We start from the raw sequence: 25,641 nt of genomic DNA on the forward strand, positions 1-25,641 counted from the left end.
TGCAGCACCCGCGCGTCAGACCGCCAGCACCAACCCGTCGTCCCCCCGGTCGACGGTGACGGAGCCACCGTCGGTGACCTCGCCGGCGATCAACAGCCGGGCGAGCGGGTCGCCGATCGCGGTCTGGATCAGCCGGCGCAGCGGCCGGGCGCCGTAGGCCGGGTCGTAGCCGATGTCCGCCAGCCAGGCGCGCGCGGCCGGCGTCACCGCCAGCGAGATCCGGCGCGCGGCGAGCCGCGACTCGAGCGAGCGGAGCAACAGCTCGACGATGTGCGCCAGGTCGTCGCGGGTGAGCGCGTCGAAGGTGACGATCTCGTCGAGCCGGTTGAGGAACTCCGGCTTGAACGACTGGCGCACCACTCCCAGCACCGACTCCTTCTGCACCTCCGGCGACAGCGCGGGGTCCACGAGGAACTGCGAGCCCAGGTTGGAGGTGAGGATCAGGATCGTGTTGCGGAAGTCGACCGTGCGGCCCTGGCCGTCGGTGAGCCGCCCGTCGTCGAGCACCTGCAGCAGGATGTCGAAGACCTCCGGGTGCGCCTTCTCGACCTCGTCGAGCAGGACGACGGAGTACGGACGCCGGCGGACCGCCTCGGTGAGCTGGCCGCCCTCGTCGTACCCGACGTAGCCCGGAGGGGCACCGACGAGCCGCGCGACGGAGTGCTTCTCGGCGTACTCGCTCATGTCGATGCGCACGATCGCGCGCTCGTCGTCGAACAGGAAGTCGGCCAGCGACTTGGCGAGCTCGGTCTTGCCGACACCCGTCGGACCGAGGAACAGGAAGGACCCGGTCGGCCGGTTGGGGTCGGAGATGCCGGCCCGCGCGCGTCGTACGGCGTCGGAGACCGCGCGCACCGCCTCGTGCTGCCCGATCAGGCGGGCCCCGATGACCTGCTCCATCTCGAGCAGCTTCGCGGTCTCGCCCTGGAGCAGACGCCCGGTGGGGATGCCGGTCCAGGCCTCGACGACCTCGGCGATCTGGGTCGAACCGACCTCCTCGCCGACCAGCTTGTCGCCGGTCGCGACGGAGTCCTCGGCGGCCTCGACCGCCTTGATCTGCTGCTCCAGTGCGGGGATCTGGCCGTAGAGGATCGCGCTCGCACCGCCGAGGTCGCCCTCGCGCTGCAGCCGCTCGGCCTCGCTCCGCAGCTGGTCGAGCTGCCGGCGCAGCGCGCCCTCGCCCTCGAGCTCGGACTTCTCCCGCTCCCAGCGGACCTCGAGCCCGCGCAGCGACTCCTCCTTGTCGGCGAGGTCGGCGCGCAGCACCTCCAGCCGCTCCCGCGAGGCGTCGTCGCTCTCCTTGGCGAGCGCGAACTCCTCCATCTTGAGCCGGTCGACCTGGCGGCGGAGCTGGTCGATCTCCTCCGGGGAGGACTCGATCTCCATCCGCAGCCGGGACGCCGCCTCGTCGACGAGGTCGATCGCCTTGTCGGGCAGCTGGCGGCCGGTGATGTAGCGGTCGGACAGGGTCGCGGCGGCGACCAGCGCGGCGTCGGTGATCCGCACCCCATGGTGCGCTTCGTACTTCTCCTGGATGCCGCGCAGGATCTGGATGGTGTCCTCGACCGACGGCTCGCCGACGAAGACCTGCTGGAAGCGGCGCTCCAGCGCGGGGTCCTTCTCGATCGACTCGCGGTACTCGTCGAGCGTGGTGGCACCGATCATGTGCAGCTCACCGCGCGCCAGCATCGGCTTGAGCATGTTGCCGGCATCCATCTGGCTGTCGCCGCCGGCGCCCGCACCGACGACGGTGTGCAGCTCGTCGATGAAGGTGATGACCTGGCCCTCGGACTGCTTGATCTCGTCGAGGACGGCCTTGAGCCGCTCCTCGAACTCGCCGCGGTACTTCGCACCCGCGACCATGCCCATCAGGTCCAGGCTGAGCACCCGCTTGCCCTTCAGCGAGTCCGGTACGTCGCCCGCGACCACGCGCTGCGCGAGGCCCTCGACGACGGCGGTCTTGCCGACGCCCGGCTCACCGATCAGCACCGGGTTGTTCTTGGTGCGGCGGCTCAGCACCTGGATCACCCGGCGGATCTCCTGGTCGCGGCCGATGACCGGGTCGAGCTTGCCCTCCTCCGCGGCGGCGGTGAGGTCGACGGAGTACTTCTCCAGCGCCTCGTACGTCGACTCCGCGTCCTGCGACGTGACCCGCCGGTTGCCGCGGACGGCCGTCAGCGACTCCCGCAGCCCGTCGGCGCTCAGCCCCGCGTCGGTCAGCACCTTCTGCGCGGACGACTCGACGGTCGCGAGCCCGATGAGCAGGTGCTCGGTCGCGATGTACTCGTCCTTCATCGACTGGGCGAGCTCCATCGCCGACCCGAGCACGCGGGTCAGCGCGGCCGACCCGGCCGGCTGCTGGACCGTGGCGCCGCTGGCCCGCGGGAGCGCGTCCCGCGCCGCGGCGGCGGCGTGCACCAGCCCGGACACGTCGACACCCGCCTTCGCCACGAGGTTGGCGGCAACGCCGTCCTCCTGGAGCAGCAGGGCGACGAGCAGGTGCACCGGCTCGACGGAGGTGTTGCCCGCCGTGGTGGCGGAGAGCTGCGCGGCCTCGATCGCCTCGCGCGCACGCGTGGTGAACTTGTCGGCCCCGAAGTTACTCATGCGCGTCCTCGCTTCGCTCCGGGCGCGCACGAGGCACGGAGGGGACTGCGCTTGTCGATGCGCTCGCTGCGCTCGCACATGTGGCGACTCCTTGGGTCAGTGGGTCCATCGTGGCCGGAATTCTCCGACCGGTCACTAGGTCCAACGTCCCCAAAGTTGAGTCTGTTCCACTCAACTTCGAGAATTTCCGGCATCCCGGGAAGCGCCCGCGGTCTTCTGCAGGATCCAGGGCGCGACGCTGCAGGTCAGTCGATGGTGGCGTTCTCCAAGGCAGCGGCGGGGCGAGTCGGGTGGTGGTCGGGTCCCGCAGCCGGGTTGCGGCCGGCTTGGGTGATGGCGCGTGGTGACACCCTCGAGTGGGCACGAACCGCAGAGATCCGGCCGTGTTTTCTGCGGTCCGTGACCAATCCAGGGGGTCACCGACACGCAACAAGCCAGAAGCAGCCGGGCGGCCGCCCCAGGAGCCACCCCGACGAGAACCCGCGCGAAGAGGACCGCAGCTCAGGCGTCGATCTCCGGCGGCGCCTCGTGCTCGGGCAGGTCAGGACTCGTGGCGACCGTCTCGTCGACGAGGGCGAGCTTGCAGAACTCCTCACCGAACGGGGTGAGGTGGATGCTGCGCCGCACGACCTTGGCGAACTTCACCGAGTGCAGCGCCGCCAGCACATCGGGCTGGGCCTCGAGAACCTGGTACTCCATGTGGTCGTGGACGGCCTCGCGCGAGAACCACACCAGGCCGAGGCGGAACAGGTTGTTCAGGTACGACGGCACCTGCTCCAGGTAGCGCAGGCCGGCCCGGGGGCCGACCATGTTCAGGCCCGGCGCCACCAGCTGGCTGCTGACCATGCCGATCGGGCCGCCGGTGCGGATGTCGACGCTCGGCTGCGGACCGTTGCGCAGCAGCATCACCAGGATCCGCGCCTCGTCGGGCGCGAGCTCGTCGAGGATCCGGTCGAACGCCGGGTGGCGGTCGTCCTTGCTCCACACGTCGCGGGACTTCTCGAGCAGCTCGTTGCCGCGCTCGCGCAGGGTCTGCGGCCGGCTGGCGACGACGTGGCCGTCCACGACCGGGCTCGCGATCGGGACGGGGCGCTCGGACGTGGCGCCGAGCGACTCGCCGGCACGGGTCAGCGCCTCGGCGACGGGCACGCCGCCGGAGACCTGCCGGGCGACCTCGCCGAGGGCGTTGACGTAGGAGCCGACGTCACGGATCAGGGACACTGCCTCGTCGCGGCTGGTCACCGCCTTGCCGACGCGCAGCCAGTTGCGGGTCGTCGTACGGACGCCCCAGCTGGCGGTGTGCATCGCGGCCGAGCCGGCCACCCGGGCCAGGCCGGGCAGCGACTCGGCGACGGCAGGCCGGGTCAGCGCGGGGAGCCGCGGGAGCCCGTCCTTGTCGAGGTCCTCAGTCATGCCAGCCTTCCGGTGGTCGTCGCGATCGTCGTCGTGGTCACGGCGGGAACCCGGGGATCCAGCCCCAGTTGAAGATGCCCAGGTGCAGGAACCCGCCCGCAGCACCCATGATCGCGCCGTGGGCGTAGAGCATCCACTCGTCCTCCTTGATGGCCGAGCGCATCATCTCCACGAAGTCCTTCGGCGGGAGCTCCTTGGTACGCCGGGCGATCAGCACGCGAATCTTCTCCGACTGCTTGCGGCTGAACTCCGCGTCCCGGAAGGGCGTGATCGTCCGGCCGACGGCCTCCTGGGCGAAGGAGTCCTTGATGCTGTCGTACCTCCTGCCCCCGAGCGCGACGTTGACCGCGCCGCGCAACGGGCCGGCGGCCTTGTCGATCGCGGGCCGCATCGCCGTGGCGATCATCTGGCGGGTGCGGTCGCCGCGCGGCCCGTCCATCAGGAAGTCGCCGATCCGCTCCAGCGTGATCACGTCGTCGGCGATGATCCGGGCGTAGACCTCGGCACACTCCGCCTGGCGGCGCAGGAACAGGCCCTGCACCTTGATGCCGAGGATCCGCTTCTCCTCCGGCGGGTCGAAGATCAGCCACATGCCCAGCAGGTTGGTGATCCAGCCGACGACGATGCCGAGCGACGGCAGGAGGTACCAGGGCGCCGGGTTGCCGGTCTCGACGTGCCAGGTCTGGTCGATGATCGCGACCGGGATGCCGAGCAGGAAGCCGAAGATGAAGCCGAAGAGCACCATCAGGTTGAGCTCGCGCTGACCGACGTCCTTGAACACCCGGACGACGAGCTCGGGGTTCTTCCGGAAGTGGTCGATGACCATGATCTTCGGGTCGAGCAGCTGGTTGATGTGCACACCGATCTCGTCGGTGATCGTCTTGACGACGCCGGGCAGCTGGGCCTGCACGCGGTCGATGACGGCCTGGCGGACCGGGTTCGGCAGGTCGCGCCACAGGCGCGGGTGCTCCCGCATCATGACCTCGTCGACCAGCGAGGGGAGGTCCGGGCGGAAGACGTTGACGATGTGCTCGGCGATCTGGTCGGGCTCGAGCTGGGCGTAGAACTCGGCAGGCGTGCCGAGCTTCGCGATCACCTTGTCCACGGCGATGCTGCCCATCTTCGCGGCCCGCGCGGGGACGATGCCCTGCCAGCCGAGACCGCCGTCCATCCAGCCCGGGATCTCCTGGAGCTTGCGCGGCAGGACGCCTGCGATCTCGCGCAGGCCGGGGACCCGGAAGCCGTGGAACCCGATCGGCTTGAACAGCATCCACAGGCCGGACCAGTTGATCAGCCAGCCGATGATCCCGGTGAAGAACGGGATCGACACGAAGGCGAACCAGTCCACGTGGTCGACCCAGTGGCTGAGCCAGTCCAGTACCGCGTCCACGCGCACCTCTCGTCCCGTGAGTACCGTCGTGCCCCAGTGCCACCGGACGGTCCCGACGGGCTGAGGTTAGTGCCTCTTGTGGTAACAGTCACCGTGATCTCAGGTCACGGTGTCGCAGCAACCAGTCGCACCTCGTGCCGGAGCCGTCCGAGGTCTCCGAACGGCTGCACTCGGAACGAGATCCGCGCCTCGACCTGGTCGGCCGCGACGAAGCCGAAGGTGCGCGAGTCGTCGGATCCGCCCCAGTTGTCGCCGACGACCCAGTAGTGGCCCTCGGGCACGGTGACCCAGCCGAGCTCGCCGCCGGCCTGCTGCCCGGGCGTGCCCGACGTACCGTCCTCGGCGCAGCAGGGACCGGTCTTCTCGCCGACCCGGCCGGACCACGCGGGGTTGTCGACGACGTACTCCTCGTCCTCCCCCGCCGGCTTGATGCGTACGACGGGCGGGTCGGTGTCGGCGGTGGCCCGGATCCGGTCGCCCGGCATGCCGATCACCCGCTTCACCAGCGGGATCTCGCGGTCGCCGAGCGTGGTCTCGACGATGTCGAAGCGGTGCACGTCGTCGCTGCCGAAGGGGTTGACCAGCAACCGGTCGCCGTCGGCCAGGGTCGGGTCCATGCTGTGCCCGGAGACCTTGACCGAGAAGGCCAGGACCGCGATCACGACGAGGATCGCGGCGAAGAAGAGCACGAGCGCGAGCACGCCGAGGGCGGTGCGCAGCCACGGCCTCCGGTCCGCACGATGGGTCACGGCGCGAACGGTACGTGATCGGAACTCCTTCGGCAGGCACCCCGCCCACCTGAGAAGAAATTCCGTGACGGGGTGTCGCGCACACCCTGCGATGTGTGTCACACTCCGTCACGCTTGGCCAAGGGCATGGGGATGCGGCCAGCAGTCCACACCGGTTCGGGAGGGATCGGTGGATGCCCTTTGGGAGGAAAGTTGAAGAAGATCGAAGGAATGGGCCGGACCCGTCTGGGCCGGTTCGCAGCAGTCACCGTGCCGGCATCCGTGCTGGCCGCCGGTCTCGGCGTGGCGATGCTGCAGGGAATGGTCGGCGCCGTGCTGTCGTCGGCCGACGGGTTCACCCTCAACAGTGACCGGATCACCAGTGACGGGCTGAAGGCCCGCACCGGCTCCGCCGACGTGGCGGGAGGAGACCAGGCGACGCTGTACGCCGAGACCGGGTCGAACACCAACGCGAGCGGTATCGAGGTCGTCACCCCGAACGTCACACTGCCGCTGCTCGGCATCGGGGCGCACCTCGAGGTGACCTCGACGGACACGACGATCGCCCTCGGCTCCGTGGGCCTGAATGCGAAGACGCTGAACACCCCCAACGGTGCGACGCTGGGCAACACCACCATCGGTGTCGCGCAGTCCGAGGCGGGCTTCGACAACACCACGACCGACAGCGGCTACGTCGCCGACGGCTTCGCGCTGACGAGCGCCTCGGCGGACCTGCCGAACGTCAACGCGGTCGCCTACGCGATCACGCTGGACAGCCTCGCGCTGGACAACCTGTCGCTCTCGGTCGCGCTCGGCAACTGACGCCGCGCTCCCCGGCCGGCGCCTGATCAGCCCGGCCCTGCTCCCAGCACTTCCCTCGTGGGGGCGTGCCGGCGCGCCCCCACGAGGTCCCGCCTTCTTCGCTAGGACCTCGCATGACCGACATCTCCGCGGACCTCTCCGCACCCACCGACGTCCCCGTCGTCTCCATCGACACCCCGACCGGACGGCTGAGCCGGATCCGGCGGCGCTTCACGACCTTCCGTCGTACCCGGCCGTTCTGGGGATCGCTGATCCTGCTGGGCGGCGCGTGGTTCGTCGCCCGCCCGCTGCTCGGCGGGACCTTCGAGTTCTACACGACCGTCGGCGTCCGCAGCATCACCCCGCTGCTGCTCGCGGGCGGCATGGCCGCGGCGGCGCTGACCGCCCTCGTCCTGCCCGCGCAGCGGCACTTCCCCGCGATCGTCGCGATGATGCTCGCCGTCGCCTCGCTGCCGCTCGCCAACCTCGGCGGCTGGCTGATCGGCATGGTGCTCGGCATCACCGGCGCCGGACTGGTGTTCGCGTGGACGCCGTACACCGACAAGCAGCTCGCCCGCTTCGCCGAGCGCGACGCCGCGCGCGCCGCGCGGCGAGCCGCCCGATGACGGGCCGTCGCGGTCGCGCCGACGTCCTCGACCGGGTACGACGAGCCGCGGCCACGCGCTCGACGGCGATGGTCGATCGGGCCGAGGTCCACCGAGGCACCCGTCGGCGAGCGCTGGTGCCGCTCGCCGGCGGGCTCGGGGCGCTCGTCGCGATGTTCCAGCTCGTCAGCAGCAACGTGCTCGCGGTGAACTTCACGACCGCCAACCAGGAGTTCCAGCTCTACTCGAACTACCTGCAGGGCGCGCAGGCCGCGGGCTTCCTGTCCACCAACGACACGTCGACCGGTGAGGACAACGGCGTCGCCGAGCTCGGCATCCGCTCGGCCAAGCTGGCCGGCCTCTGCGCGATCGCGCACGAGAACGTGCCGGTGGTCGGCGAGGTGACGCTGATGATCCTCGCCGGCGTACCCGTGCGGAGCAGCTTCGCCACCGGCGCCAACACCACCACCGACGGAGCCGGCAACCCGCTGACCTACGACGCCGACGGCCTGCTCACCGGCGGCAACCACATCACCGCCAGCAACCTGTTCATCAACTCCCGCTCGCTGAACGGCTTCGGGAACCTGATCAGCGGCATGAACCTCGGCCAGAGCGCCGACACGGTCGACACCACGGCCGGCATCACCTGGCCCGGCGGGCAGACCCAGCCGGACCCCGGCGACTTCGGGCTGACCGTCGACCGGATCAACGTCGGCGGCCTCGGCGGCGACACCTACGGCATCAACCTGCAGGGAGCGATCACCTTGCCGAATCTCAAGATCAAGGTGGTCAAGGGCCACAAGACGCAGGCCGACTGCCCGAGCCAGGCGGCCGGCTGATGCGCGCGGCTGTCGTGGCCGGGTGGCTGTGGTTCCGCGCGTTCCGCCGGACCCGTCCGTTCTGGGGCGGGCTGTGGTGCATCCTCGCCGGCGCGTGGATCGTGCGGTCGATGTTCTTCTCGTTCGTGCTCGCCGTCAGCGGCGGGTGGAGCTACTCGTCCGGCTACATCCTCGGCGGCGGGCTGGTCCTCTTCGGGCTGGTCGCGTGGTTCGCGCCGCACTACCGCGGGCTGCTCGGCGTGCTGGCGGTGCTGCTCGCGCTCGCGGCCTTCGTCGCGGCCAACCTGGGCGGCTACCTGCTCGGCTCGGTGCTCGGCATCCTCGGCGGCTCGATGGTGTGGGCCTGGGGCGAGAAGACCCCCCGGCGTTCCCGCGGCGGGCGCCGTCGCGCCGTCGTACCCGCGTCGTGAGGCTGACGGTACGACGCCAGCGGCTGCTGGTGCTGGCGGCGGTGCTGGTGCTCGCGAGCGCCGCGGTGCTGCTGCCGCGCGTCGACGACGGCGCGCACGGGCAGGCGCAGAACGGCGCCTACCAGCCGTTCGCCTGCGACCAGCCCGGCAGCACGAACCCGCAGCAGCGGCGTCAGGACGTGCAGCTCGACAACGGCGCGGGCGACTTCAACGCGGCCGGCCGGATGTACCCGTGCCTGGCGGGGGTGCGTTGGCACCTGCAGTCCGGCAACGTCGCGACGTCCGACCCCGGCACGGCGATCGGGCAGATCCGGACGGCCTACGGGCGGAAGTTCCCCGGCACCGTCTACTACGCCGCCGCCGGCTCGCGCACCGACCTCTACCAGGTGGCCTTCAGCGGCCTGCAGTTCTGCACCGGCGACACCACGCCCGTGGGCGCGTGCCCCGCGAGCGGCACGACCGACATCCAGCTGTACGCCGACAGCGGGGACGCTCCGTCGCCGAAGCCGGCGGCGCCGTACCGGCTGACGATCGACCCGGACCAGGCGATCACCATCGGCGGAGCAGGGGTGTGGACCGAGGTGCTGGCGACGGCGAGCAGCTCGTTCACGGTGCCCGTCGCGCAGCTGCCGACGGCCACGCACCTGGCGTGCGGGCTGGTCGGCGGGACCGCGCGCGGCGGCTTCCTCGGCATCGGCGGCACCTGCGAGCTGAGCGCGGAGGACTTCGCCGGCGGCCTCGCGCAGTGGCTCGGCGGCGGCGAGAACTACACGCTGCTCGGGGTGAACCTGGACTTCTACTACCTGGTCACGCACCGCCAGAACCCGTCGGACCCGTACACGCAGCTGCCGGTCGACGGCTCGGGCAACCCGCTCAACTCGATCCAGCTGCCCGACACCACGATCTCGGTGGGCTGATGGCTGCATCGATCTCGACGGGGACGGGTACCCGCTGGGGGCGGATGGTGGGCGCGCTCGCCGCCGGACTCGGCGCCCTCACCGGGCTCGCGACACTCACCTGGCACCAGGCGCTCGGCTTCGACACGACCCTGGTGATCCAGGACGGCAACGCCACCTTCTCCTCGTCGCAGATCACCGCCGACGACGCGGCGTTCGGGATGGCGCCGGTCCGGTTGGGCAACGGGACGTGGAAGAACCTGCTCCGCGCCGGCTTCGCGACGGCCAGCCTGAACGGGTTGTGCGTGTCGAAGACGGAGACCGTGCTCGGCGGCATCAAGTACACGGTGAAGCTGACCGCCGGCGACGGCGGCACCGGCCTCGAGACGCGGGCGGCCAATGCGGCGCTCGACGTCACCGCGCTGCGCGGCGCCGGCATCAACCTCCAGGGCAGCACCCAGATCGGCCAGGCCACGACCGACCTGACGACGGCGCCCGGCGCGGCGCCGTACCTCGCCAACCCGTTCGGCGTCCCCTCGACCTACGACGGCGGCTGGTTCGGCCCCGGCACCACGGGCCCGCAGGTCTACGGCGCGACCGGCAACGGCGGCCACGTGAACGGCCAGGGCTACACGGGCATCGACGCCACCCGCGGCTCGCTGACGAATGTCTACGGCCAGCTCTGGCAGGCCCAGGTCACCGGCAACATCACCCTGCCGAACCTGTCGATCAAGGTGCTGCCCTTCAAGGACACGATCGGCTTCAACGCCAACGGCACCCCGAACTCGACTCCCGACGGCATCGACGACCGCTCCTGCTGGACCGAGGCCCGCCAGGGCACCTACCCCCGCTGACCCACGAACCGTGCCTCGTGGCACCACGAACCGTGCCTCGTGGCACCACGAGCCGTGGCTTGTGGCTCGGCTCGGCGCCAGGACTCACGCCTCGAACTGCCACTTCCCACACTTCGTCGTGCCACGAGGCACGGTTCGTGGTGCCCTGAGCCAGGCTTCGTGGGTCAGGAGGGACGACGCCAGACCACGATCGACTGGCCGGCGGGCGGCTGGGGCAGGGCCGGGAGGCGGGTCGGCGGGGCCGGGCGGGCGGTCAGGGCCTGGCGCAGCGCCTCGTGGGCGGCGTCCAGCTCGGCGGCCAGCTCGGCGTTGCGGGAGCGCAGCGCGGACACGGTGTTCTCGAGGTCGAGGATGCGCCTGACGCCCTCGATCCCGATGCCGGACGCGGTCAGCTCGGCGATCTCGCGGAGCCGCTCGATGTCGCGGTAGGAGTAGCGCCGCCCGCCCCCGCCCGTGCGTCCGGGCGTGATCAGCCCGACCCGCTCGTAGGTGCGCAGCGTCTGCGGGTGCAGGCCGCTGAGCTGGGCCGCCACGCTGATGACGAAGACTGAATCGTCGTCAGCGGGCGGACCCTGCGGTGGGCGGACGGCCATCAGGATGCGTCCTCGTACAGGCCGGCGCGGAGCGCGGCGTTGGCCGGAGCGGTGGCCTCGGCGTAGGCCTCGAGCGCCGCCTTCGCGGCAGCGTCGAGCGTCGCCGGGACCTGCACCTCGACCGTGGCGAGCAGGTCGCCCCGCGCGCCGTCGGCCTTGGCGGCACCCTTGCCACGGACCCGGAAGGTGCGCCCGTTCGGCGTACCGGCGGGAACCCGCAGCGTGACGGGCGAACCGCCCATGGTGGGGACCTTGATCTCGGCACCGAGCGCGAGCTCGGCGAAGGACACGGGTACGTCGACCGTGAGGTCGTTGCCCTTGCGGCCGAACACGCGGTGCTGGGTGACCTTGACGGTGACGTAGAGGTCACCGGCCGGGCCGCCGTTCTCGCCCGCGGCGCCCTTGCCACGCAGCCGGATCCGCTGGCCGTCCTTGACCCCCGCGGGGATCTTGGCCTGGATCGTCCGCGTCGCCTGGCCCAGCCCGCTGCCGTGGCAGGTCGGGCACGGGTCGTCGTAGACCAGCTGGCGTCCGCCGCAGGCGGGGCAGGTCTCGTTCATCGAGAACGCGCCACCGACCGAGGCGGTGACCATGCCGGTCCCCTCGCACACCGGGCAGGCGTGCGGCTTGGTGCCCGGCTTGCCACCGGTGCCGCGACAGGTCGCGCAGGCACCCTCGGAGCTGATCCGCAGCGACACCGTGACGCCCTCGAGCGACTCGGTGAACCCGATGGTCGCCGTCGTCTCGAGGTCGGTGCCCCGGACCGGGCGCGGCGCCCGCCGGCCGGCGGAGAAGCCGCCACCGAACAGGTCGCCGAAGAGGTCGCCGAAGCCACCCCCGCCGCCACCGGCGCGGTCGCGCAGCAGGTCCTCGACGTTCACGCTGCCGCCGTAGCCACCGCCACCACCGAAGCCGCCACCCGCCGGGAAGCCACCGCGGCTGAACATCTCGCGCGCCTGGTCGTACTTCTTGCGCTTGTCGGCGTCACCGATGACGTCGTAGGCCTCCGCCACCGCCTTGAACTTCTCGTGCTTGGCGGTGTCGTCGGGGTGCGAGTCGGGGTGGTTGGCACGCGCGAGCTTGCGGTAGGCCTTCTTGATGTCGTCCTGCGACGCGGACTTCGCGACGCCGAGCTCCTTGTAGAAGTCCTTGCTGGCCCAGTCGGACCGGATGCCGTCGTCACTCATCGCGCACCTCCCTTCCCTTCCGTCGTGTTGTCGTGGTGGGTCGTCAAGCCGGGTCGACCACCAGCACCTGCGCTGCGCGCACGACCCGGTCGCCGATCTTGTAGCCGGCCTTGGCGATCACCTTGCAGGTGGTCACCTCGACCTCGGCGTCCGTGCCGATGTGCGAGAGCGCCTCGTGCACCGTGGGGTCGAACGCGTCGCCGACCTCGCCGAACTTCACCAGGCCCAGCCCGGCGACCACGCGCTCGAGCTGCTCGGCCGTGGCCTTGAAGCCACCCTCGAGCGGCTCGTGCTCGCGCGCCCGGTCGATGGTGTCGAGCACGTCGATGATCGGTGTGAGGACGGCGTACCTTGCGTTCTCCTTGAGGAGCTCGCGGTCCCGCTCGACCCGTCGCTTGTAGTTGACGAACTCCGCCTGGTTGCGCTGCAGGTCGAGGGTGCGCTCCTCGAGCTCCATCTTCGTGACGGTCAGCTCGTCGGCCTCGGCCTCCGGAACCTCGAGGCTCGCCGCGCCCTCGGCAGCGTCGGCCGCCGGGGCCTCGTCGCCCTCGGGCGAGGGAGCTGCAGTCTCCTGCAGCTCCCCCTCCTCCGGGTTGAGGTTGTCCTCGGTCACTTGGCGTCGCCCTCGGTGTCCTCGTCGACGATCTCGGCCTCGACGACGTCGTCGTCGGACTCGCCGGTGGCGCCGGTCGAGCCGCCCGCGGCAGCGGAGTCGGCCTCGGCCGCGGCGTACATCGCGGCGCCCATCTTCTGGCTGGACTCGCCCAGCTTGCTGATGGCGGCGGACAGCGTGTCGGCGTCGGCCTCGGCGTCCGCGAGGACGGCCTTGAGCTCCTCGACGTCACCGGTCACCTCGGCCTTGACGTCGTCCGGGATCTTGTCGCCGTTGTCGGCCAGGAACTTCTCGGTCGTGTAGACGAGCTGGTCGCCCTGGTTGCGGACCTCGACGGCCTCGCGACGCTTGGCGTCCTCCTCGGCGTACTGCTCGGCCTCCTTGACCATGCGGTCGATGTCGTCCTTGGACAGCGCGCTGCCGCCGGAGATCGTCATCGACTGCTCGCGGCCGGACGCCTGGTCCTTGGCGGAGACGTGGACGATGCCGTTGGCGTCGATGTCGAAGGTGACCTCGATCTTCGGCACGCCGCGCGGGGCCGGCGGGAGGCCGGTCAGCTCGAAGTTGCCGAGGCCCTGGTTCTGCGACCACATCTGGCGCTCGCCCTGGGCGACCTTGATCTCGACCGACGGCTGGTTGTCGTCGGCGGTCGTGAAGATCTCGGACCGCTTGGTCGGGATCGTGGTGTTGCGCTCGATCAGGGTGGTCATCACGCCGCCCTTGGTCTCGATGCCGAGGGAGAGCGGGGTGACGTCGAGGAGCAGCACGTCCTTGACCTCACCGGCGAGGACACCGGCCTGCAGGGCGGCGCCGACGGCGACGACCTCGTCCGGGTTGACGCCCTTGTTGGGCTCCTTGCCACCGAGCATCTCCTTGACCAGCTCGGTCACCGCGGGCATGCGGGTCGAGCCGCCGACGAGGACCACGTGGTCGATCGCGGAGAGCGCGACGCCGCCGTCCTTGAGGACGTTCTGGAAGGGCGCCTTCGTGCGCTCGAGCAGGTCGGCCGTGAGCCGCTGGAACTCGGAGCGGGTGAGCCGCTCCTCGAAGTGCAGCGGGCCGTTCTCGCCGTGGGTGATGTAGGGCAGGTGGACCGTGGTGTCGCTGGACGACGACAGCTCGATCTTGGCCTTCTCCGCGGCCTCCTGGAGGCGCTGCGCGGCGATCTTGTCGGCCGAGAGGTCGACGCCGTTGGCGTCCTTGAACTTCTTGACCATCCACTCGACGATCGCGTTGTCCCAGTCGTCACCACCGAGGTGGTTGTCACCGCTGGTGGCCTTGACCTCGACGACGCCCTCACCGATCTCGAGCAGGGACACGTCGAACGTGCCGCCACCGAGGTCGTAGACGAGGATCGTCTGGTCGTCGCCCTTGTCGAGGCCGTAGGCCAGCGCGGCAGCGGTCGGCTCGTTGACGATGCGGTCGACCTTGAGGCCCGCGATCTCGCCGGCCTCCTTGGTCGCCTGGCGCTGCGCGTCGGAGAAGTACGCCGGGACCGTGATCACCGCGTTGGTGACGGTCTCGCCGAGGTAGGCCTCCGCGTCGCGCTTGAGCTTCTGCAGGATGAACGCCGAGATCTGCTGCGGCGTGAAGTCCTTGTCGACGGGGTCGCCGATGTGGGTCGTCCAGTCCGTGCCCATGTGGCGCTTGACGGACCGGATGGTGCGGTCGACGTTCGTGACCGCCTGGCGCTTCGCGACCTCGCCGACGAGCACCTCACCGCTCTTCGCGAAGGCGACGACCGACGGAGTGGTCCGCGCGCCCTCCGCGTTCGCGATGACCGTGGGCTCGCCGCCCTCGAGGACCGCGACGACGCTGTTCGTCGTACCGAGGTCGATGCCGACAGCTCGTGCCATGTGTGTTTCCTCCGTTGTCTGTGCTGTGCTTCAGCTCGTGATTCAAGTTAGTTGAGCCGGATGGACTCAAGTCTGACATACGGTGCAACGGACGTCGATGCCGGGTTGTTCCCCGACGGCGCACCCTCCTTTGTGATCATGTCCGGCACCACCCGACCGACCTACGATCGAAGGGCGGGGGTGCCACCTGACCCCGCAAGGGGGGTGGGCGATGAGCCCCGAACAGGTGTCCCGCAGCCATGCCATGTGGGACCGGATCAGCCGCGGCGAGCTGAACGCCGCGGCCACCGACGCCCAGCTGCTGCTGTCCTCGCTCGACGACCCGGCCGGTCGCGCCGAGGCCCATGCCGCGCTCGGCCTGGTCCTCCAGCGGGTCGGGCGGATCGCCGAGTCCCGCGACCGGTTCGCGCGGGCGGCCGAGCTGACCCGCACCCAACCGCGCCTCCAGGCGTCGTACGTCGCCGACGAGGCAGGCTCCCGCTTCCTGCTGGGCGACCTGGCCGGCGCCGCCCGGGAGGGCGAGCAGGCCAGGCGCCTGGGCGAGCGCCACGCCAACAGGTTCGCGGCGTGCGAGGCGCTCAACACCCTGGCGGCCGTGGCGATGGCCGAGGGCCGGCCGGCGGACGCGCTGCGGCTGACCCGCGAGGGCGTCCGGCTGCAGGCCGCCCAGCGGGAGAGCAGCGGCGGGGCGCCGATGTCGCACCTCTACCTCGGGCTGGCGCTCGTCGAGCTGGACCGGTTCGCCGACGCGGAGGACACCTTCACCACGGGCCTCGCCGCGGCGAACGCGGGCCAGCTGACCTGGTTCCACTCCATGCGCGGCCTGGCCCGCTTCCTCTCCGGGCGCTGGGACGACGCCAGCGAGGACCTCCGCGCGGCGCTCGAGTCCGCCGACCGCACCGGCACCCTGATCGCCCGGCCGCTGGCACGCGGCATCCTCGGCCTCGTCGAGGCGATCCGCGGCAACGTGACCACGGCTGCCACGCTCGTCGCGCCGCACGAGGGCACGCTGATCGCCGTGGGGATGCCCGGCGAGGAGTGGCTGGCGATGGCCCGGGCGGCGATGGCGGAGCATCCCGCGGCCTCGTACGAGTCGCTGGTCGAGGGCTGGCTGCACACCCGGCGCACGCCGTACTTCCTGAGCTGGCGGGCGCTCGCACCCGCCGTCGTGCACCAGGCCGTGCGCCACGGCGACCGCGACCTCGCGACCGAGGTGACGCAGCAGGCCGAGGCCGGGGCGGTGCTCGCGGACGACGTCGGCTCGGCCCTCGGGGCGGCGCTGCGGTGCCGCGCGATCCTCGACGCGGACCCGGACGTCGCGGTCGCCGCGGTCGACGCGCTGCGCCCGTCGGGGCGTCCCTTCGCGTTCGCGTCGGCCTGCCTCGAGGCGGCCCTGCTCCTCCACGCCGCCGGGGACGACGAGCGCTCCCGCAGCGTCCTGCACGAGTCCGCCGGGGCCTTCCACGGCCTGCGCGCCACCCCCTGGCTGGCCTACGCGGGCCAGCGGATGGTGCAGCTGGCCAGCCCACCGCCCGCGCCGGGGCGGCCGGCCGTCGTACCGGGGTGGGAGCTGCTGACGGCTGCCGAGCGCGACATCGCCGTCCTGGTGGCGAAGGGCTTGTCGAACCGGCAGATCGGCGCGGAGCTGTTCGTGTCGCCCCGCACGGTGCAGACCCACACGTCGCACATCTACGCCAAGTTGCGGATCTCCTCGCGCGTGCAGCTGTCCGCACTGCTCCACCAGCACGGCCTGGACTGAGTTTTCTCCGCCAGTCGGCGGATGCCGCGACCCGTCCCGGCGAGGGAGCCTCGGGGTCGTCGGTTCTCGGGTCCACCTCTTCCACCGCAGGAGCTCCCATGAAGCGATCCACCCGCCCCGGCCCTCTCTCCGAGACCCAGCAGCGCTGGCAGGAGCTCCACCGCCGGCACGGCGTGCTGCGCAGGGTCATCGACTCCGGACGGATCGACGAGGCGGACCCCGACCTGCACGCCGCCTTCCCCGACCGCGACGACCTGGTCCGGGCGCTGGTCCAGCACTGGACGACCCTGATCGGCGGCTGCGTCGACTTCGCGCTCGAGGTCGGCGAGGAGAACGACAGCGCGGAGACGCTGCGCGAGGCGCACCGGGCGGCCATGCGCCGCGAGCCGTCCCTCTACCCCCTGATCCTGCACGCCTCCCGCGGACCGCTCGGCGCGGCGCTGGTCGAGCGCGAGTACCTCCGCCTGGCCTGCGCCGTCGGCCTCGCCACCCCCGGTACGTCGGGCGCCGCGGCCTCGCACGCCGTCGCCGTCATCCTCGACGGGGTGCCCCTGCCGGGCGCGCTGCCGCGGATGTCGCGGGTCCGCTCGGCGCTCGAGTGGGTCACCGGCCCGTCGGCCGCCGCCCACCCGGTCCAGGAGCTGCTGCACTGATCCGCTGATCCACCGACCCGTCGTCGCCGGGCGGGGGAGCCGCCCGGCCGATCGCCCGAGGAGTCAGGCGAAAAGGCCGGCGAGCTGGACCCGCCCGGTGACGTCGCACTTGCGGCAGGCCGAGGCCAGCTGCGCCTGCACGGTCCGCGGGGAGACCCCGAGCCGTTCGGCGATCAGCGGGTTGGTGAGCCCTTCCACTGCCAGCCGCACCACCCGCTGCTCGCCGGGTGTCAGCAGGTGCCAGGGCCCGGCCCGTCGCGCCAGCGCCGGTTCGACTGCGACCCGGACCAGGTCGCGGGTGACGACGGCGCTCCACGTCGTGGCACCGAGCCGGTGGAACACGGCCGCGGCCTCGCGGAGGGCGTCCATCCGTCGTACCGGGTCGGGCGTGGTGCGCGCCGCCGCGACGCAGCCGAAGGCGAGCGGCAGCGGCCGGCCGGACCTGCGCAGCAGGTCGAGGCCGGCGTCCAGCGCCTCCGACGAGCCGGAGATCGCGGCGGCACAGCACAGGGCGGTGGCCCGGGCACTCGTCGTACCCGAGGCGGAGGCGGCCTCCCCGACCCGCGCGCTCACCGCCTCGGCCACCGCGCGGTCGCCACGCTGGAGGGCGAGGACGACGAGCGGGTGCGCGAACACCTTCCAGGCCAGGAAGCTCGGCATGCCCCGGAGCCGGAACCAGGCCTCGCACAGGGCGTCGTACCGCTCCCGGGGGTCGTCGGTCGTCGCCGCGACCGCCAGCGCGACCCACTCCTCGCCGAGCCCGCCACCCGGCCCGAGCCGGTGCGAGCGGGCCTTCGCGATCAGCACCCGGGCGTCGCCGACGTTGCCGCGCAGGCCCTCGACGCAGGCGGCGATCCCCCAGGCCAAGGGGCGAGCGGCGAGGGCACCGGTGTGCTCGGCCCGCGCCAGCGAGCGGCGCGCCTCGTCGCGCGCGGCCTCCCAGCTGCCGTCGATGAAGTGCAGCATCGCCTGGGAGGCGAGGTACCACGCGACCTGGCCGGTGTCGCCCTCCTCGTGCGCGATCCGGATGCCCTCGGCGATCGTGGTGTGCGCCTCGTCCATCCGGTCGAGCTCGGCGAGGACCATGGCGAGCAGGACGTACGCCGTCGAGCGGTACTCCGCCTGCCCGATCCCCGCGTCGTCGTACGCCGCCGCAGCCTCCGCGCACGCCAGCGCCTCCTCCAGCCGACCGCGCCCCAGGTGCACCGCGGCGAGCGTGGTCCGCGCCTGCCGGACGGCGAAGTCGAGCCCCTGCTCCCCCGCGAGCTCGATCGCCTCGCGGGCGTCCACCTCGGCCCGGTCGAGGTCCCCGGAGAGCACGCTCGACAAGGAGGCGACCGCAAGCACGACGGCCCGGTCGGGCGGGGAGTCGCCGACGAGCGCGAGCGCCCGCGCGAACTGGTCGCGGGAGTCGGCCATCAGCCCGGTGCGCTGCATCATCAGCCCGATCGCGGCCTCGACCCGGCCGCACTGGACCGGGTCGTCGCTGACCATCAGCAAGCGGGTGGCGCCGGCGAAGGCGCCGTCGAAGTCACCGGCCTGGATCTGCACCCACAGGTCGAGCTCGAGGTCGGACGTCGGTCGATCGCCCATGATCCATCGTCACGCCGGTCCCCCGACCTGCCAACTGCAGGAAACGGTGGTCGGGCGGCGCGGCATGCGAGCGCAGCGAGCCAGACGGCTCAGCCGACCGTCACCCGGATCTCGTTGCTGACCGTGCCGTTGTCGCGGTCGATCACGCGGAACCGGTTGAGCCCGCTGACGCCGGTGAAGATGTAGCTCGAGAAGGTGCCGTTGGTGACGCCGACGCTCGCCGGGAAGTCGGCCCAGGAGCCGTCCTGCCAGCGCTGAAGCCACAGGATCGCGCCCTCACCGCCGGGGTAGACGCCGCTGAAGTAGATCCGCTCGCCCGAGCTGACCGTCGTGTCGACCGCCTGGAGGGAGATCTCGCCCGCCTTCGGCGAGGCGGTGTCGGTCTCCTCGGTGGTCTCGCTCTCGAGCGGCTCGGTCGCGCCGTCGGTGCCCTCGGTGGCCACGTCGTCCGGGTCCTCGGTGTGCAGCGTGATGAGCGGGCCGCTGGACCCGACGGTCTCGACGGGGGTCGGGAGGTACATCGAGTCACGCACCGTCGACCCGTTGCCGGCCGAGGCGTCCGCGCCGTCGATGCCCAGCATCTTCGTACCGACCATCGCGACCAGGGCCAGGATCAGGCCGACGCCCAGACCCACGGCGACGAGCGCCACCAGCCCGTTGAGCACGGGGCGGTCGACGCGGGGCTCGTTGGGGTCGGTCACCCGTCCATTGTCCGGGTCACTGGAAGAAATCAGAAACCGCGCGTCCAGACGACCTGCTCGTGCAGCTTCCGCGAGCGCCAGCCCTCCTCGGTGCGCACGAACGTGTGCCGGTACAGGCCGCCCACCTCGACCACCCGCTCGCCCCCGCGCCCGTCGGCGATCCGCATCGGGTTGTGGAAGTACGCCGTGACGGCAGCCTCGTCGCGCCCGTCCGCGAACTCGAAGGCGATCTGGCCGAGCATGTGGATGCGGTGCGTCGAGAAGCCCGGCAGTGCCTCGGCCAGCCACGCCTTGACGACCGGAAAGGTGTCGGCGACGCCACCGCTCTCGGTGTAGTCGATGTGCGCGTCGGGCGTGAAGACGGTGTCGAGGCGGTCGAAGTCGCCCTCGTCCACCGCGAGCGTGTACCGGGTGATCGCGTCCGCGATCTCGGCGCGGTCGCTCAACTCCTGCAGGTCCACGGGTGCTCCTGGGTCGTGTCGGTCGTCGTCAGCGGGGCTCGAGGACGACGACCGGGATCTCCCGGTCGGTCCAGGCCTGGTAGTTGTCGAAGTCGGCGTAGATGTCGACCAGCCGCGGCCACAGCGCCGCCCGCTCCTCGGGAGAGGCGACCCGGGCGTGGACGGGCCGGCTCCGCTCCCCCGGTACGGCGACCGTGGTGTCCGGCGTCGCGACGAGGTTGTGGAACCACTGCGGGTTCTTCGGCAGGCCGCCCTGGGAGGCCACGACGACCAGGTCCCTGCCGTCGGCGAGGTAGAGCAGCGGCGTGGTGAACCGCGTGCCCGACCTGCGGCCGACGTGGTCGAGCAGCAGCACCGGGACCGGCTTCCTCCAGCCCGCACCGATGCGCCACTTCGCGCCGATCCGGCCGTTCGTGAGCCGGTAGACCGCGACGTTCGCCTTGGCGCCGTACTTGATGATCTTCGCGACGATCGGCTTGTCGAGCCCGTCGGGCTTCGGCTTGGTGGCTGCCATGGGACTCACTCTGGCAGATTTCTAGAACAGGTTCTAGTGTGGCGCAATGCGCTTCTCCTTCGCCGAGGGCATGACCCAGGCCAGCTACTACGCCCCGCTCGCCCAGGCCTGCGAGGCCGCCGGCTACACGTCCATGACCATCGCGGACAGCCTGATCTACCCCCAGGAGTCCGACTCGAAGTACCCCTACACCGACACCGGGGACCGCGAGTTCCTGCTCGGGAAGGAGTTCATCGAGACCTTCATCCTGTGCGCGCACCTGTTCGCGGTGACCGAGAAGATCCGGCTCACGCCGTTCGTGCTCAAGCTCCCCATCCGCCCGCCGGTCCTCGTCGCCAAGCAGGCCTCGTCGCTCGCGTTCCTGTCGGGCAACCGCCTCGGCCTGGGCGTGGGCCTGTCGCCGTGGCCCGAGGACTTCGCCGCGCTCGGCGTCGCGTGGGAGAAGCGCGGCAAGCGGATGGACGAGTGCATGGACATCCTGCGCGGCCTGACCCAGCCCGGCGACGAGCCGACCTTCTTCGGCTACCAGGGCGAGTTCTTCGACATCGAGCCGCTGCAGCAGTGCCCTGCCCCGACCGAGAAGATCCCGCTGCTCGTCGGCGGCCACTCCGACGCCGCGCTGCGGCGCGCCGTCCGCAAGGGCGACGGCTGGATGCACGCCGGCGGCGACGGCGAGGAGCTCGACCGGTTGCTGACCCGCCTCGCGGAGATCCGCGCCGAGGAGGGCGACACCCGCGGCCCCGACGAGTTCGAGGTCCACGTGATCTCGTACGACGCCTACACCGTCGACGGCGTGAAGCGCCTCGAGGACAAGGGCGTCACCGACTGCATCGTCGGCTTCCGGGTGCCCTACATCAAGGGCCCCGACACCGAGCCGCTCGAGACCAAGGTCAAGCACCTCGAGCAGTACGCCGAGAACATCATCGCGAAGGTCTCCTGATGTCCGCCGCCCTCGGGCTGACCGCCCCGCTCCAGGCCGCCATCGCGGAGGCCGAGGAGCTGATCGCCAACGCGCCGTTCATCCGGACCGAGGCGGACCGCCTCGAGGGCTACGACTACCTCGCCGGGCGGATCCGGATGGCGATGCAGACCGCGTTCGACTACGACCTCGAGCAGCCGGTCTTCATCAACCCCACCCACCAGTTCTCACGCCAGGGGCTCGACAACCCGGACGCGGTCTACCTCAACGCCTACCTGCGCGAGGGCGTCTCGTATGTCGTCCGCGGCCGCCGCGGCACGTCCGCCGACCTGTCGTTCCAGGTGATGGGCGGCATGTACAGCGCCGACTCGGCGGCGACCTCGCTGATGGCCTTCGACGACCGCGAGCTCTCGATCGACGCGGACGGGTCCTTCGAGTTCACCTACGTCGCCGAGCCGGGTGCCAAGACGCTCATCGTGCGCGAGGTCTTCAACGACTGGGACACCGAGGCGCGCGGCACGCTCACCATCGAGCGCACCGACACCCTCGGCCGGGCCCGCAAGCCGCTGACCGAGGAGCTGCTGCGCAAGAAGTACGAGGTCGCCGCCCGGTCGCTGACCAGCTCGATCCAGACCTGGTTCGCCTTCCCCCACTTCTTCCAGTACAAGGAGCCGGTCAACACCCTGACCGCGCCGGCCTCCACGCCCGGCGGGCTCTCGTCCCAGTTCTCGTCGATCGGCCACTACGAGCTCGCCGACGACGAGGCCATGATCGTGTCGGTCCCGCACTGCGACGACTGCACCTACCAGGCCATCCAGATCGGCTCCGACTGGTACGCCTCCACCGACTACGAGACGCACCAGACCTCGCTGACCAAGGCCCAGGCCGTCGCCGACCCGGACGCGGTCATGAGGTTCGTCATCTCCGAGCGCCCGCCGGCCCTGCTCGACGGCGCGCCGGCTCCCGCCGCCAACTGGCTCGAGACCACCGGCCACCGCACCGGCCCGATCATGCTGCGCTGGCAGCAGCTGACCCGCGCCCTGTCGGCCGCGGACGGACCCACGGTCGAGGTCGTCCCCGTGGCCGAGGTGGCCAAGCGGCTTCCCGACCTCGTCGGTCTGACCGCGGAGGAGTACGCCGCACGCATCACCGCGCGCCAGCGGGCGATCGCTCGCCGGATGATCTCCTAGCCGGGCCGCGGCCGGTCAGGGTCGCGTCAGGCGGGGATCCAGTCGAAGGTGTCCGGGTTCGGGCCCTGCCGCCCGGACTCGCCCCTGTCGAGCGCGGCCAGCGCCGCGACCTCGTCAGCGGTGAGCGCGAAGTCGAAGACCTCGAAGTTCTCCGCCAACCGGGCCTTGCTCATCGACTTCGGGAACACCACGTCCCCGCGGTCCAGCGCCCAGCGCAGCAGCACCTGGGCCGGCGTCCTGCCGTACCGCTCCGCGAGCGCGGTCACGGCCGGGTCGGTCAGCTCGCCGCCGCCCTGGCCCAGCGGCGACCACGCCTCGACGACCGCACCGTGGCGCGCCGTCGCGGCCCGGGCCGCCTCGTTGGCGAAGTACGGATGCACCTCGACCTGGTTCACCACCGGTACGACGCCGGTGGCCGCGACCACGCGGTCGAGGTGCTCCGGCTGGAAGTTGGAGACGCCGACCGACGTGGCCAGGCCCTCCTCGCGCAGCTCGAGCAGCGCCTCCCAGGTCGAGACGAAGTCGCCGTCGTACTGCGTCGGCAGCGGCCAGTGGATCAGCAGCAGGTCCACCCGGTCGAGGCCGAGCTTCTCCAGCGAGACCCGCGCCGAGTCCTTCGCGTCCGCCGGACGGTGCCGGTTGTTGTTGACCTTCGTGGTGACGTAGACATCCTCGCGCGCGAGGCCCGAGGCGGCGATCGCCGCACCCACGCCCTCCTCGTTGCCGTACATCTGCGCCGTGTCGATGTGGCGGTAGCCGATCTCGAAGGCGTCGGACACCACGCGTTCGGTCTCCGCCGGCGCCACCTGCCACACGCCGAGGCCGAACTGGGGGATGGAGGTCTGGTCGTTGAGGTCGATACGGGGAGTGCTCACCCCCATCGCAACCGAGCCGGCGCGGAACTATTCCGGCAACGGCTCACCACGACCCCCTTCCCCAAAACTGAAACACGTTCTAGTCTGACCCCATGGTGGATCTGCTGACCGACAAGGTCATCGTGCTGTCCGGCGTCGGCCCCGGCCTCGGCCGCTCGCTCGGCGAGGAGGCCGCGAAGATGGGTGCCGACCTGGTGCTCGTGAGCCGCACGCCCAAGCGCCTCGAGAAGATGGCCGAGGTGGTGCGCTCCTACGGCCGCCGGGCGCTCGTCGTGCCGACCGACATCACCGACGAGGACCAGCGCAAGGCGCTGGTCGAGGCGACGCTCGCAGAGTTCGGCCGCGTCGACTGCCTCATCAACAACGCCTTCGGCATCCCGCCGATGGACCCGATCAGCACCCTCTCCCTCGAGGGCCTGCGCAGCGCCAACGAGACCAACGTCTTCGCGCCGCTGCGCCTCTCGGCCCTGTTCGCCGACTCCCTGGCGCAGAGCGAGGACAAGGTCGGCGGCTCGGTCATCATGGTCAACTCGTGCGTGATCTACAGCAGCCAGCCGGAGTACTCCGGCTACAAGCTGTCGAAGGGCACCCTCGAGCACCTCGCCCAGTCGCTGGCCACCGAGCTCGGCCCCCGCGGCATCCGGGTCAACAGCGTCGCGCCGTCCTACATCTACGAGGACGTCAACAAGGCGTACTTCGACTGGATCGCCCAGGAGTCCGGCCGGACCCACGAGGAGGTGTACGCCGAGAAGGCGGACCCCACCGACCTCAAGCGCCTGGCCACGCCGGACGAGGTGGCGCGCGCCGCGCTCTTCCTCGCCTCGGACCTGGCGTCGGCGGTGACCGGCCAGATGTTGAACGTCGACTGCGGCGAGTTCCATGCCTGAGCGGCGCCCTGCGGAGCGTCCGCGGCGTTGCCGCCGCTCGACGACCGCTTCGCCCCAAGGTCGCCTTCGCGGCGGCGCCTTGCGGCCGCACACGCAGGACGCCGCTCACCAGGAGGTCCGTCCATGAGTGAGGCCCGCCAGCGCGCCGACATCGGCACCTTCGAGGACATCTGCGACGCCGCCACCCGGACCACCGGCCTGACCGACTTCGGCTTCGCGGACGCCCCCGGCCACGAGGAGGCCTTCCGCGTCCTGGTCGAGGACCTCGCCGCGCCCACCGCCGGCCTGACCGGTGTGGGCAACTACTTCATGCGCTCGCAGGTCAAGAGCGCCCTCGTCGCGCGCCAGCTGACCCAGGCGCGCTTCGCGGAGTTCCCGCAGCACGCCGACGTCCGCATCGAGCGGCCGATCTTCGTGCTCGGCCTGCCCCGCACGGGGACGACGGCCCTGAGTCGCCTGCTCTGCGCGGACCCGGGCCACCAGGGCCTCGAGATGTGGCTCACGGAGTTCCCCCAGCCCCGGCCCCCGCGCGAGACCTGGGAGGACGACCCGATCTTCAACGCGATGCAGGGCGCCTTCAAGGAGCACCACATCACCAACCCGGAGTTCATGGGCATCCACTACTCCGACGCCACCGAGCCCGAGGAGTGCTGGCGGGTCCTGCGCCAGACCGGCAAGTCGATCGGCTTCGAGTCGCTGGCGCACGTGCCGGAGTACTCCCGTTGGCTGGCCACCCAGGACTGGACCGACGCCTACGAGCGGCACCGCCAGAACCTGCAGCTGATCGGCCTCAACGACCAGGACCAGCGCTGGGTGCTCAAGAACCCCTCGCACCTGATCGCACTCGACGCGCTCATGACGGTCTACCCCGACGCCCTCGTCGTGATGACCCAGCGCGAGCCGGTCACCTCGGTCGCGTCGGCGTGCTCCCTGTCGGCCGAGGCCACCGCCGGCCACTCGACGACCTTCGTGGGCGAGACCCTCGGTCGCGACCAGCTCGGCCACCTCACCCGCCAGTGGCACGCCTTCTGGCAGGCCCGGGCCAAGTACGACGAGAGCCAGTTCTTCGACGTCGACTACCGCGACTTCGTCACCGACCCGGTCGGCACCGTCGGCGCGATCTACGACGCCTTCGGCCTCGAGTGGAGCGACGCGGCGCAGGACGCCGTCCGCCAGCTCGACGAGGAGTCGCGCAACGGCCCGCGCCGCCCGTCGCACAAGTACGACCTGGCGGACTACGGCATCACCGAGGACGAGGTGCGGGAGTCCTTCACCCGCTGACGCGCCCCGGCGCTCG

25 protein-coding genes are annotated in these 25,641 nt (G+C 71.3%); 12 read left to right on the plus strand and 13 right to left on the minus strand.

Annotation, left to right across the window (positions count from 1 at the left end; translation table 11 throughout):
* Nucleotides 1–15: 15 nt before the first annotated feature.
* The 4 genes from clpB to lepB form a co-directional block, all read right to left on the minus strand.
* Entirely contained in the window at nucleotides 16–2,607 is a 2,592-nt protein-coding gene (gene clpB / locus ASE20_RS11985; protein WP_056894765.1) for an ATP-dependent chaperone ClpB, read from the minus strand.
* 501 nt (nucleotides 2,608–3,108) lie between these two features.
* Nucleotides 3,109–4,020 (minus strand): Abi-alpha family protein, encoded by a 912-nt coding sequence (locus tag ASE20_RS11990; RefSeq protein WP_056894766.1) that lies wholly within the window; start codon nucleotides 4,018–4,020, stop codon nucleotides 3,109–3,111.
* A 37-nt stretch (nucleotides 4,021–4,057) separates the two neighbouring features.
* On the minus strand, nucleotides 4,058–5,410 hold the full coding sequence (locus ASE20_RS11995) for a hypothetical protein (RefSeq protein WP_225869095.1): 1,353 nt from the start codon (nucleotides 5,408–5,410) through the stop codon (nucleotides 4,058–4,060).
* A gap of 104 nt (nucleotides 5,411–5,514) precedes the next feature.
* Nucleotides 5,515–6,159, minus strand: coding sequence for a signal peptidase I (gene lepB / locus ASE20_RS12000; protein ID WP_056894768.1), 645 nt, complete (start codon nucleotides 6,157–6,159; stop codon nucleotides 5,515–5,517).
* Nucleotides 6,160–6,369: 210 nt separating this feature from the next.
* Here lepB and ASE20_RS12005 point away from each other — a divergent pair, with 210 nt between their 5' ends.
* The 6 genes from ASE20_RS12005 to ASE20_RS12030 all read left to right on the plus strand — a co-directional run bounded on the left by ASE20_RS12005 (nucleotide 6,370) and on the right by ASE20_RS12030 (nucleotide 10,543).
* Entirely contained in the window at nucleotides 6,370–6,960 is a 591-nt protein-coding gene (locus tag ASE20_RS12005; protein WP_056894769.1) for a DUF6230 family protein, read from the plus strand.
* A gap of 113 nt (nucleotides 6,961–7,073) precedes the next feature.
* Nucleotides 7,074–7,565, plus strand: coding sequence for a DUF6114 domain-containing protein (locus tag ASE20_RS12010; RefSeq protein WP_056894770.1), 492 nt, complete (start codon nucleotides 7,074–7,076; stop codon nucleotides 7,563–7,565).
* Nucleotides 7,562–8,383 (plus strand): DUF6230 family protein, encoded by an 822-nt coding sequence (locus ASE20_RS12015; RefSeq protein WP_056894771.1) that lies wholly within the window; start codon nucleotides 7,562–7,564, stop codon nucleotides 8,381–8,383. The genes ASE20_RS12010 and ASE20_RS12015 overlap by 4 nt, the downstream gene beginning before the upstream one ends.
* On the plus strand, nucleotides 8,383–8,793 hold the full coding sequence (locus tag ASE20_RS12020) for a DUF6114 domain-containing protein (RefSeq protein ID WP_056894772.1): 411 nt from the start codon (nucleotides 8,383–8,385) through the stop codon (nucleotides 8,791–8,793). Before ASE20_RS12015 ends, ASE20_RS12020 begins: the two co-directional genes overlap by 1 nt.
* A complete protein-coding gene (locus tag ASE20_RS12025) occupies nucleotides 8,790–9,710 on the plus strand; it encodes a hypothetical protein (RefSeq protein ID WP_056894773.1) in 921 nt (306 codons plus the stop codon). Before ASE20_RS12020 ends, ASE20_RS12025 begins: the two co-directional genes overlap by 4 nt.
* A complete protein-coding gene (locus ASE20_RS12030; RefSeq protein WP_157538502.1) occupies nucleotides 9,710–10,543 on the plus strand; it encodes a DUF6230 family protein in 834 nt (277 codons plus the stop codon). Before ASE20_RS12025 ends, ASE20_RS12030 begins: the two co-directional genes overlap by 1 nt.
* 164 nt (nucleotides 10,544–10,707) lie before the next feature.
* Here ASE20_RS12030 and ASE20_RS12035 read toward each other — a convergent pair whose 3' ends face one another.
* From ASE20_RS12035 to dnaK, 4 genes are read right to left on the minus strand one after another with little or no spacing between them, the layout of a single operon-like run.
* Complete coding sequence (locus ASE20_RS12035; protein ID WP_056894775.1) at nucleotides 10,708–11,136, minus strand: heat shock protein transcriptional repressor HspR; 429 nt, start codon at nucleotides 11,134–11,136, stop codon at nucleotides 10,708–10,710.
* The gene (dnaJ, locus tag ASE20_RS12040) at nucleotides 11,136–12,323 is read right to left on the minus strand and encodes a molecular chaperone DnaJ (RefSeq protein WP_056894776.1); all 1,188 of its coding nucleotides are present in this window, start codon (nucleotides 12,321–12,323) and stop codon (nucleotides 11,136–11,138) included. The genes ASE20_RS12035 and dnaJ overlap by 1 nt, the downstream gene beginning before the upstream one ends.
* A 43-nt stretch (nucleotides 12,324–12,366) precedes the next feature.
* Nucleotides 12,367–12,936, minus strand: a complete 570-nt coding sequence (gene grpE / locus ASE20_RS12045) for a nucleotide exchange factor GrpE (protein ID WP_056894777.1) — start codon at nucleotides 12,934–12,936, stop codon at nucleotides 12,367–12,369.
* On the minus strand, nucleotides 12,933–14,792 hold the full coding sequence (gene dnaK / locus ASE20_RS12050; RefSeq protein ID WP_056894778.1) for a molecular chaperone DnaK: 1,860 nt from the start codon (nucleotides 14,790–14,792) through the stop codon (nucleotides 12,933–12,935). Before dnaK ends, grpE begins: the two co-directional genes overlap by 4 nt.
* A gap of 211 nt (nucleotides 14,793–15,003) precedes the next feature.
* Here dnaK and ASE20_RS12055 point away from each other — a divergent pair, with 211 nt between their 5' ends.
* Both ASE20_RS12055 and ASE20_RS12060 read left to right on the plus strand, forming a co-directional pair.
* Nucleotides 15,004–16,551, plus strand: coding sequence for a LuxR C-terminal-related transcriptional regulator (locus tag ASE20_RS12055; RefSeq protein WP_157538503.1), 1,548 nt, complete (start codon nucleotides 15,004–15,006; stop codon nucleotides 16,549–16,551).
* Between the two features lie 98 nt (nucleotides 16,552–16,649).
* Nucleotides 16,650–17,204: a hypothetical protein gene (locus tag ASE20_RS12060; RefSeq protein WP_056894780.1), complete on the plus strand. Its 555-nt coding sequence runs from the start codon at nucleotides 16,650–16,652 to the stop codon at nucleotides 17,202–17,204.
* Nucleotides 17,205–17,267: 63 nt separating this feature from the next.
* Here ASE20_RS12060 and ASE20_RS12065 read toward each other — a convergent pair whose 3' ends face one another.
* The 4 genes from ASE20_RS12065 to ASE20_RS12080 all read right to left on the minus strand — a co-directional run bounded on the left by ASE20_RS12065 (nucleotide 17,268) and on the right by ASE20_RS12080 (nucleotide 20,473).
* Nucleotides 17,268–18,797, minus strand: a complete 1,530-nt coding sequence (locus ASE20_RS12065) for a LuxR family transcriptional regulator (protein WP_056894781.1) — start codon at nucleotides 18,795–18,797, stop codon at nucleotides 17,268–17,270.
* Nucleotides 18,798–18,886: 89 nt separating this feature from the next.
* On the minus strand, nucleotides 18,887–19,498 hold the full coding sequence (locus ASE20_RS12070; RefSeq protein WP_056894782.1) for a hypothetical protein: 612 nt from the start codon (nucleotides 19,496–19,498) through the stop codon (nucleotides 18,887–18,889).
* Nucleotides 19,499–19,527: 29 nt separating this feature from the next.
* Nucleotides 19,528–19,959: a nuclear transport factor 2 family protein gene (locus ASE20_RS12075; RefSeq protein WP_056894783.1), complete on the minus strand. Its 432-nt coding sequence runs from the start codon at nucleotides 19,957–19,959 to the stop codon at nucleotides 19,528–19,530.
* Between the two features lie 28 nt (nucleotides 19,960–19,987).
* A complete protein-coding gene (locus ASE20_RS12080) occupies nucleotides 19,988–20,473 on the minus strand; it encodes a nitroreductase family deazaflavin-dependent oxidoreductase (protein ID WP_056894784.1) in 486 nt (161 codons plus the stop codon).
* Nucleotides 20,474–20,519: 46 nt separating this feature from the next.
* Here ASE20_RS12080 and ASE20_RS12085 point away from each other — a divergent pair, with 46 nt between their 5' ends.
* Nucleotides 20,520–21,413, plus strand: coding sequence for a TIGR03619 family F420-dependent LLM class oxidoreductase (locus ASE20_RS12085; RefSeq protein ID WP_056894785.1), 894 nt, complete (start codon nucleotides 20,520–20,522; stop codon nucleotides 21,411–21,413).
* Complete coding sequence (locus ASE20_RS12090) at nucleotides 21,413–22,582, plus strand: hypothetical protein (protein ID WP_056894786.1); 1,170 nt, start codon at nucleotides 21,413–21,415, stop codon at nucleotides 22,580–22,582. Before ASE20_RS12085 ends, ASE20_RS12090 begins: the two co-directional genes overlap by 1 nt.
* A 26-nt stretch (nucleotides 22,583–22,608) precedes the next feature.
* Here the strand turns inward: ASE20_RS12090 and ASE20_RS12095 are convergent, their stop codons facing one another.
* The gene (locus ASE20_RS12095) at nucleotides 22,609–23,457 is read right to left on the minus strand and encodes an aldo/keto reductase (protein ID WP_412778594.1); all 849 of its coding nucleotides are present in this window, start codon (nucleotides 23,455–23,457) and stop codon (nucleotides 22,609–22,611) included.
* A 92-nt stretch (nucleotides 23,458–23,549) separates the two neighbouring features.
* Between ASE20_RS12095 and ASE20_RS12100 the strand changes: the two genes are divergently transcribed.
* Both ASE20_RS12100 and ASE20_RS12105 read left to right on the plus strand, forming a co-directional pair.
* Nucleotides 23,550–24,344, plus strand: a complete 795-nt coding sequence (locus ASE20_RS12100) for an SDR family oxidoreductase (RefSeq protein WP_056894788.1) — start codon at nucleotides 23,550–23,552, stop codon at nucleotides 24,342–24,344.
* A 123-nt stretch (nucleotides 24,345–24,467) separates the two neighbouring features.
* Nucleotides 24,468–25,625 (plus strand): sulfotransferase family protein, encoded by a 1,158-nt coding sequence (locus ASE20_RS12105; protein ID WP_056894789.1) that lies wholly within the window; start codon nucleotides 24,468–24,470, stop codon nucleotides 25,623–25,625.
* Nucleotides 25,626–25,641 lie beyond the last annotated feature (16 nt).

This window comes from Nocardioides sp. Root240 (assembly GCF_001428825.1).
In the GTDB taxonomy this organism is placed as follows: Bacteria; Actinomycetota; Actinomycetes; order Propionibacteriales; family Nocardioidaceae; genus Nocardioides.

Bases quoted from the DNA above. Each gene is read 5' to 3' on its own strand.
- ASE20_RS12105 (WP_056894789.1), top strand. From the start codon at position 24,468: ATGAGTGAGGCCCGCCAGCGCGCCGACATCGGCACCTTCGAGGACATC.
- ASE20_RS12005 (WP_056894769.1), top strand. From the start codon at position 6,370: ATGGGCCGGACCCGTCTGGGCCGGTTCGCAGCAGTCACCGTGCCGGCA.
- ASE20_RS12020 (WP_056894772.1), top strand. From the start codon at position 8,383: ATGCGCGCGGCTGTCGTGGCCGGGTGGCTGTGGTTCCGCGCGTTCCGC.
- dnaK (WP_056894778.1), bottom strand. From the start codon at position 14,792: ATGGCACGAGCTGTCGGCATCGACCTCGGTACGACGAACAGCGTCGTC.
- ASE20_RS12055 (WP_157538503.1), top strand. From the start codon at position 15,004: ATGAGCCCCGAACAGGTGTCCCGCAGCCATGCCATGTGGGACCGGATC.
- ASE20_RS12015 (WP_056894771.1), top strand. From the start codon at position 7,562: ATGACGGGCCGTCGCGGTCGCGCCGACGTCCTCGACCGGGTACGACGA.
- ASE20_RS12030 (WP_157538502.1), top strand. From the start codon at position 9,710: ATGGCTGCATCGATCTCGACGGGGACGGGTACCCGCTGGGGGCGGATG.
- ASE20_RS12035 (WP_056894775.1), bottom strand. From the start codon at position 11,136: ATGGCCGTCCGCCCACCGCAGGGTCCGCCCGCTGACGACGATTCAGTC.
- ASE20_RS12090 (WP_056894786.1), top strand. From the start codon at position 21,413: ATGTCCGCCGCCCTCGGGCTGACCGCCCCGCTCCAGGCCGCCATCGCG.
- clpB (WP_056894765.1), bottom strand. From the start codon at position 2,607: ATGAGTAACTTCGGGGCCGACAAGTTCACCACGCGTGCGCGCGAGGCG.
- dnaJ (WP_056894776.1), bottom strand. From the start codon at position 12,323: ATGAGTGACGACGGCATCCGGTCCGACTGGGCCAGCAAGGACTTCTAC.
- ASE20_RS12100 (WP_056894788.1), top strand. From the start codon at position 23,550: ATGGTGGATCTGCTGACCGACAAGGTCATCGTGCTGTCCGGCGTCGGC.
- ASE20_RS12080 (WP_056894784.1), bottom strand. From the start codon at position 20,473: ATGGCAGCCACCAAGCCGAAGCCCGACGGGCTCGACAAGCCGATCGTC.
- ASE20_RS11990 (WP_056894766.1), bottom strand. From the start codon at position 4,020: ATGACTGAGGACCTCGACAAGGACGGGCTCCCGCGGCTCCCCGCGCTG.
- ASE20_RS12065 (WP_056894781.1), bottom strand. From the start codon at position 18,797: ATGGGCGATCGACCGACGTCCGACCTCGAGCTCGACCTGTGGGTGCAG.
- ASE20_RS12085 (WP_056894785.1), top strand. From the start codon at position 20,520: ATGCGCTTCTCCTTCGCCGAGGGCATGACCCAGGCCAGCTACTACGCC.
- ASE20_RS12010 (WP_056894770.1), top strand. From the start codon at position 7,074: ATGACCGACATCTCCGCGGACCTCTCCGCACCCACCGACGTCCCCGTC.
- ASE20_RS12060 (WP_056894780.1), top strand. From the start codon at position 16,650: ATGAAGCGATCCACCCGCCCCGGCCCTCTCTCCGAGACCCAGCAGCGC.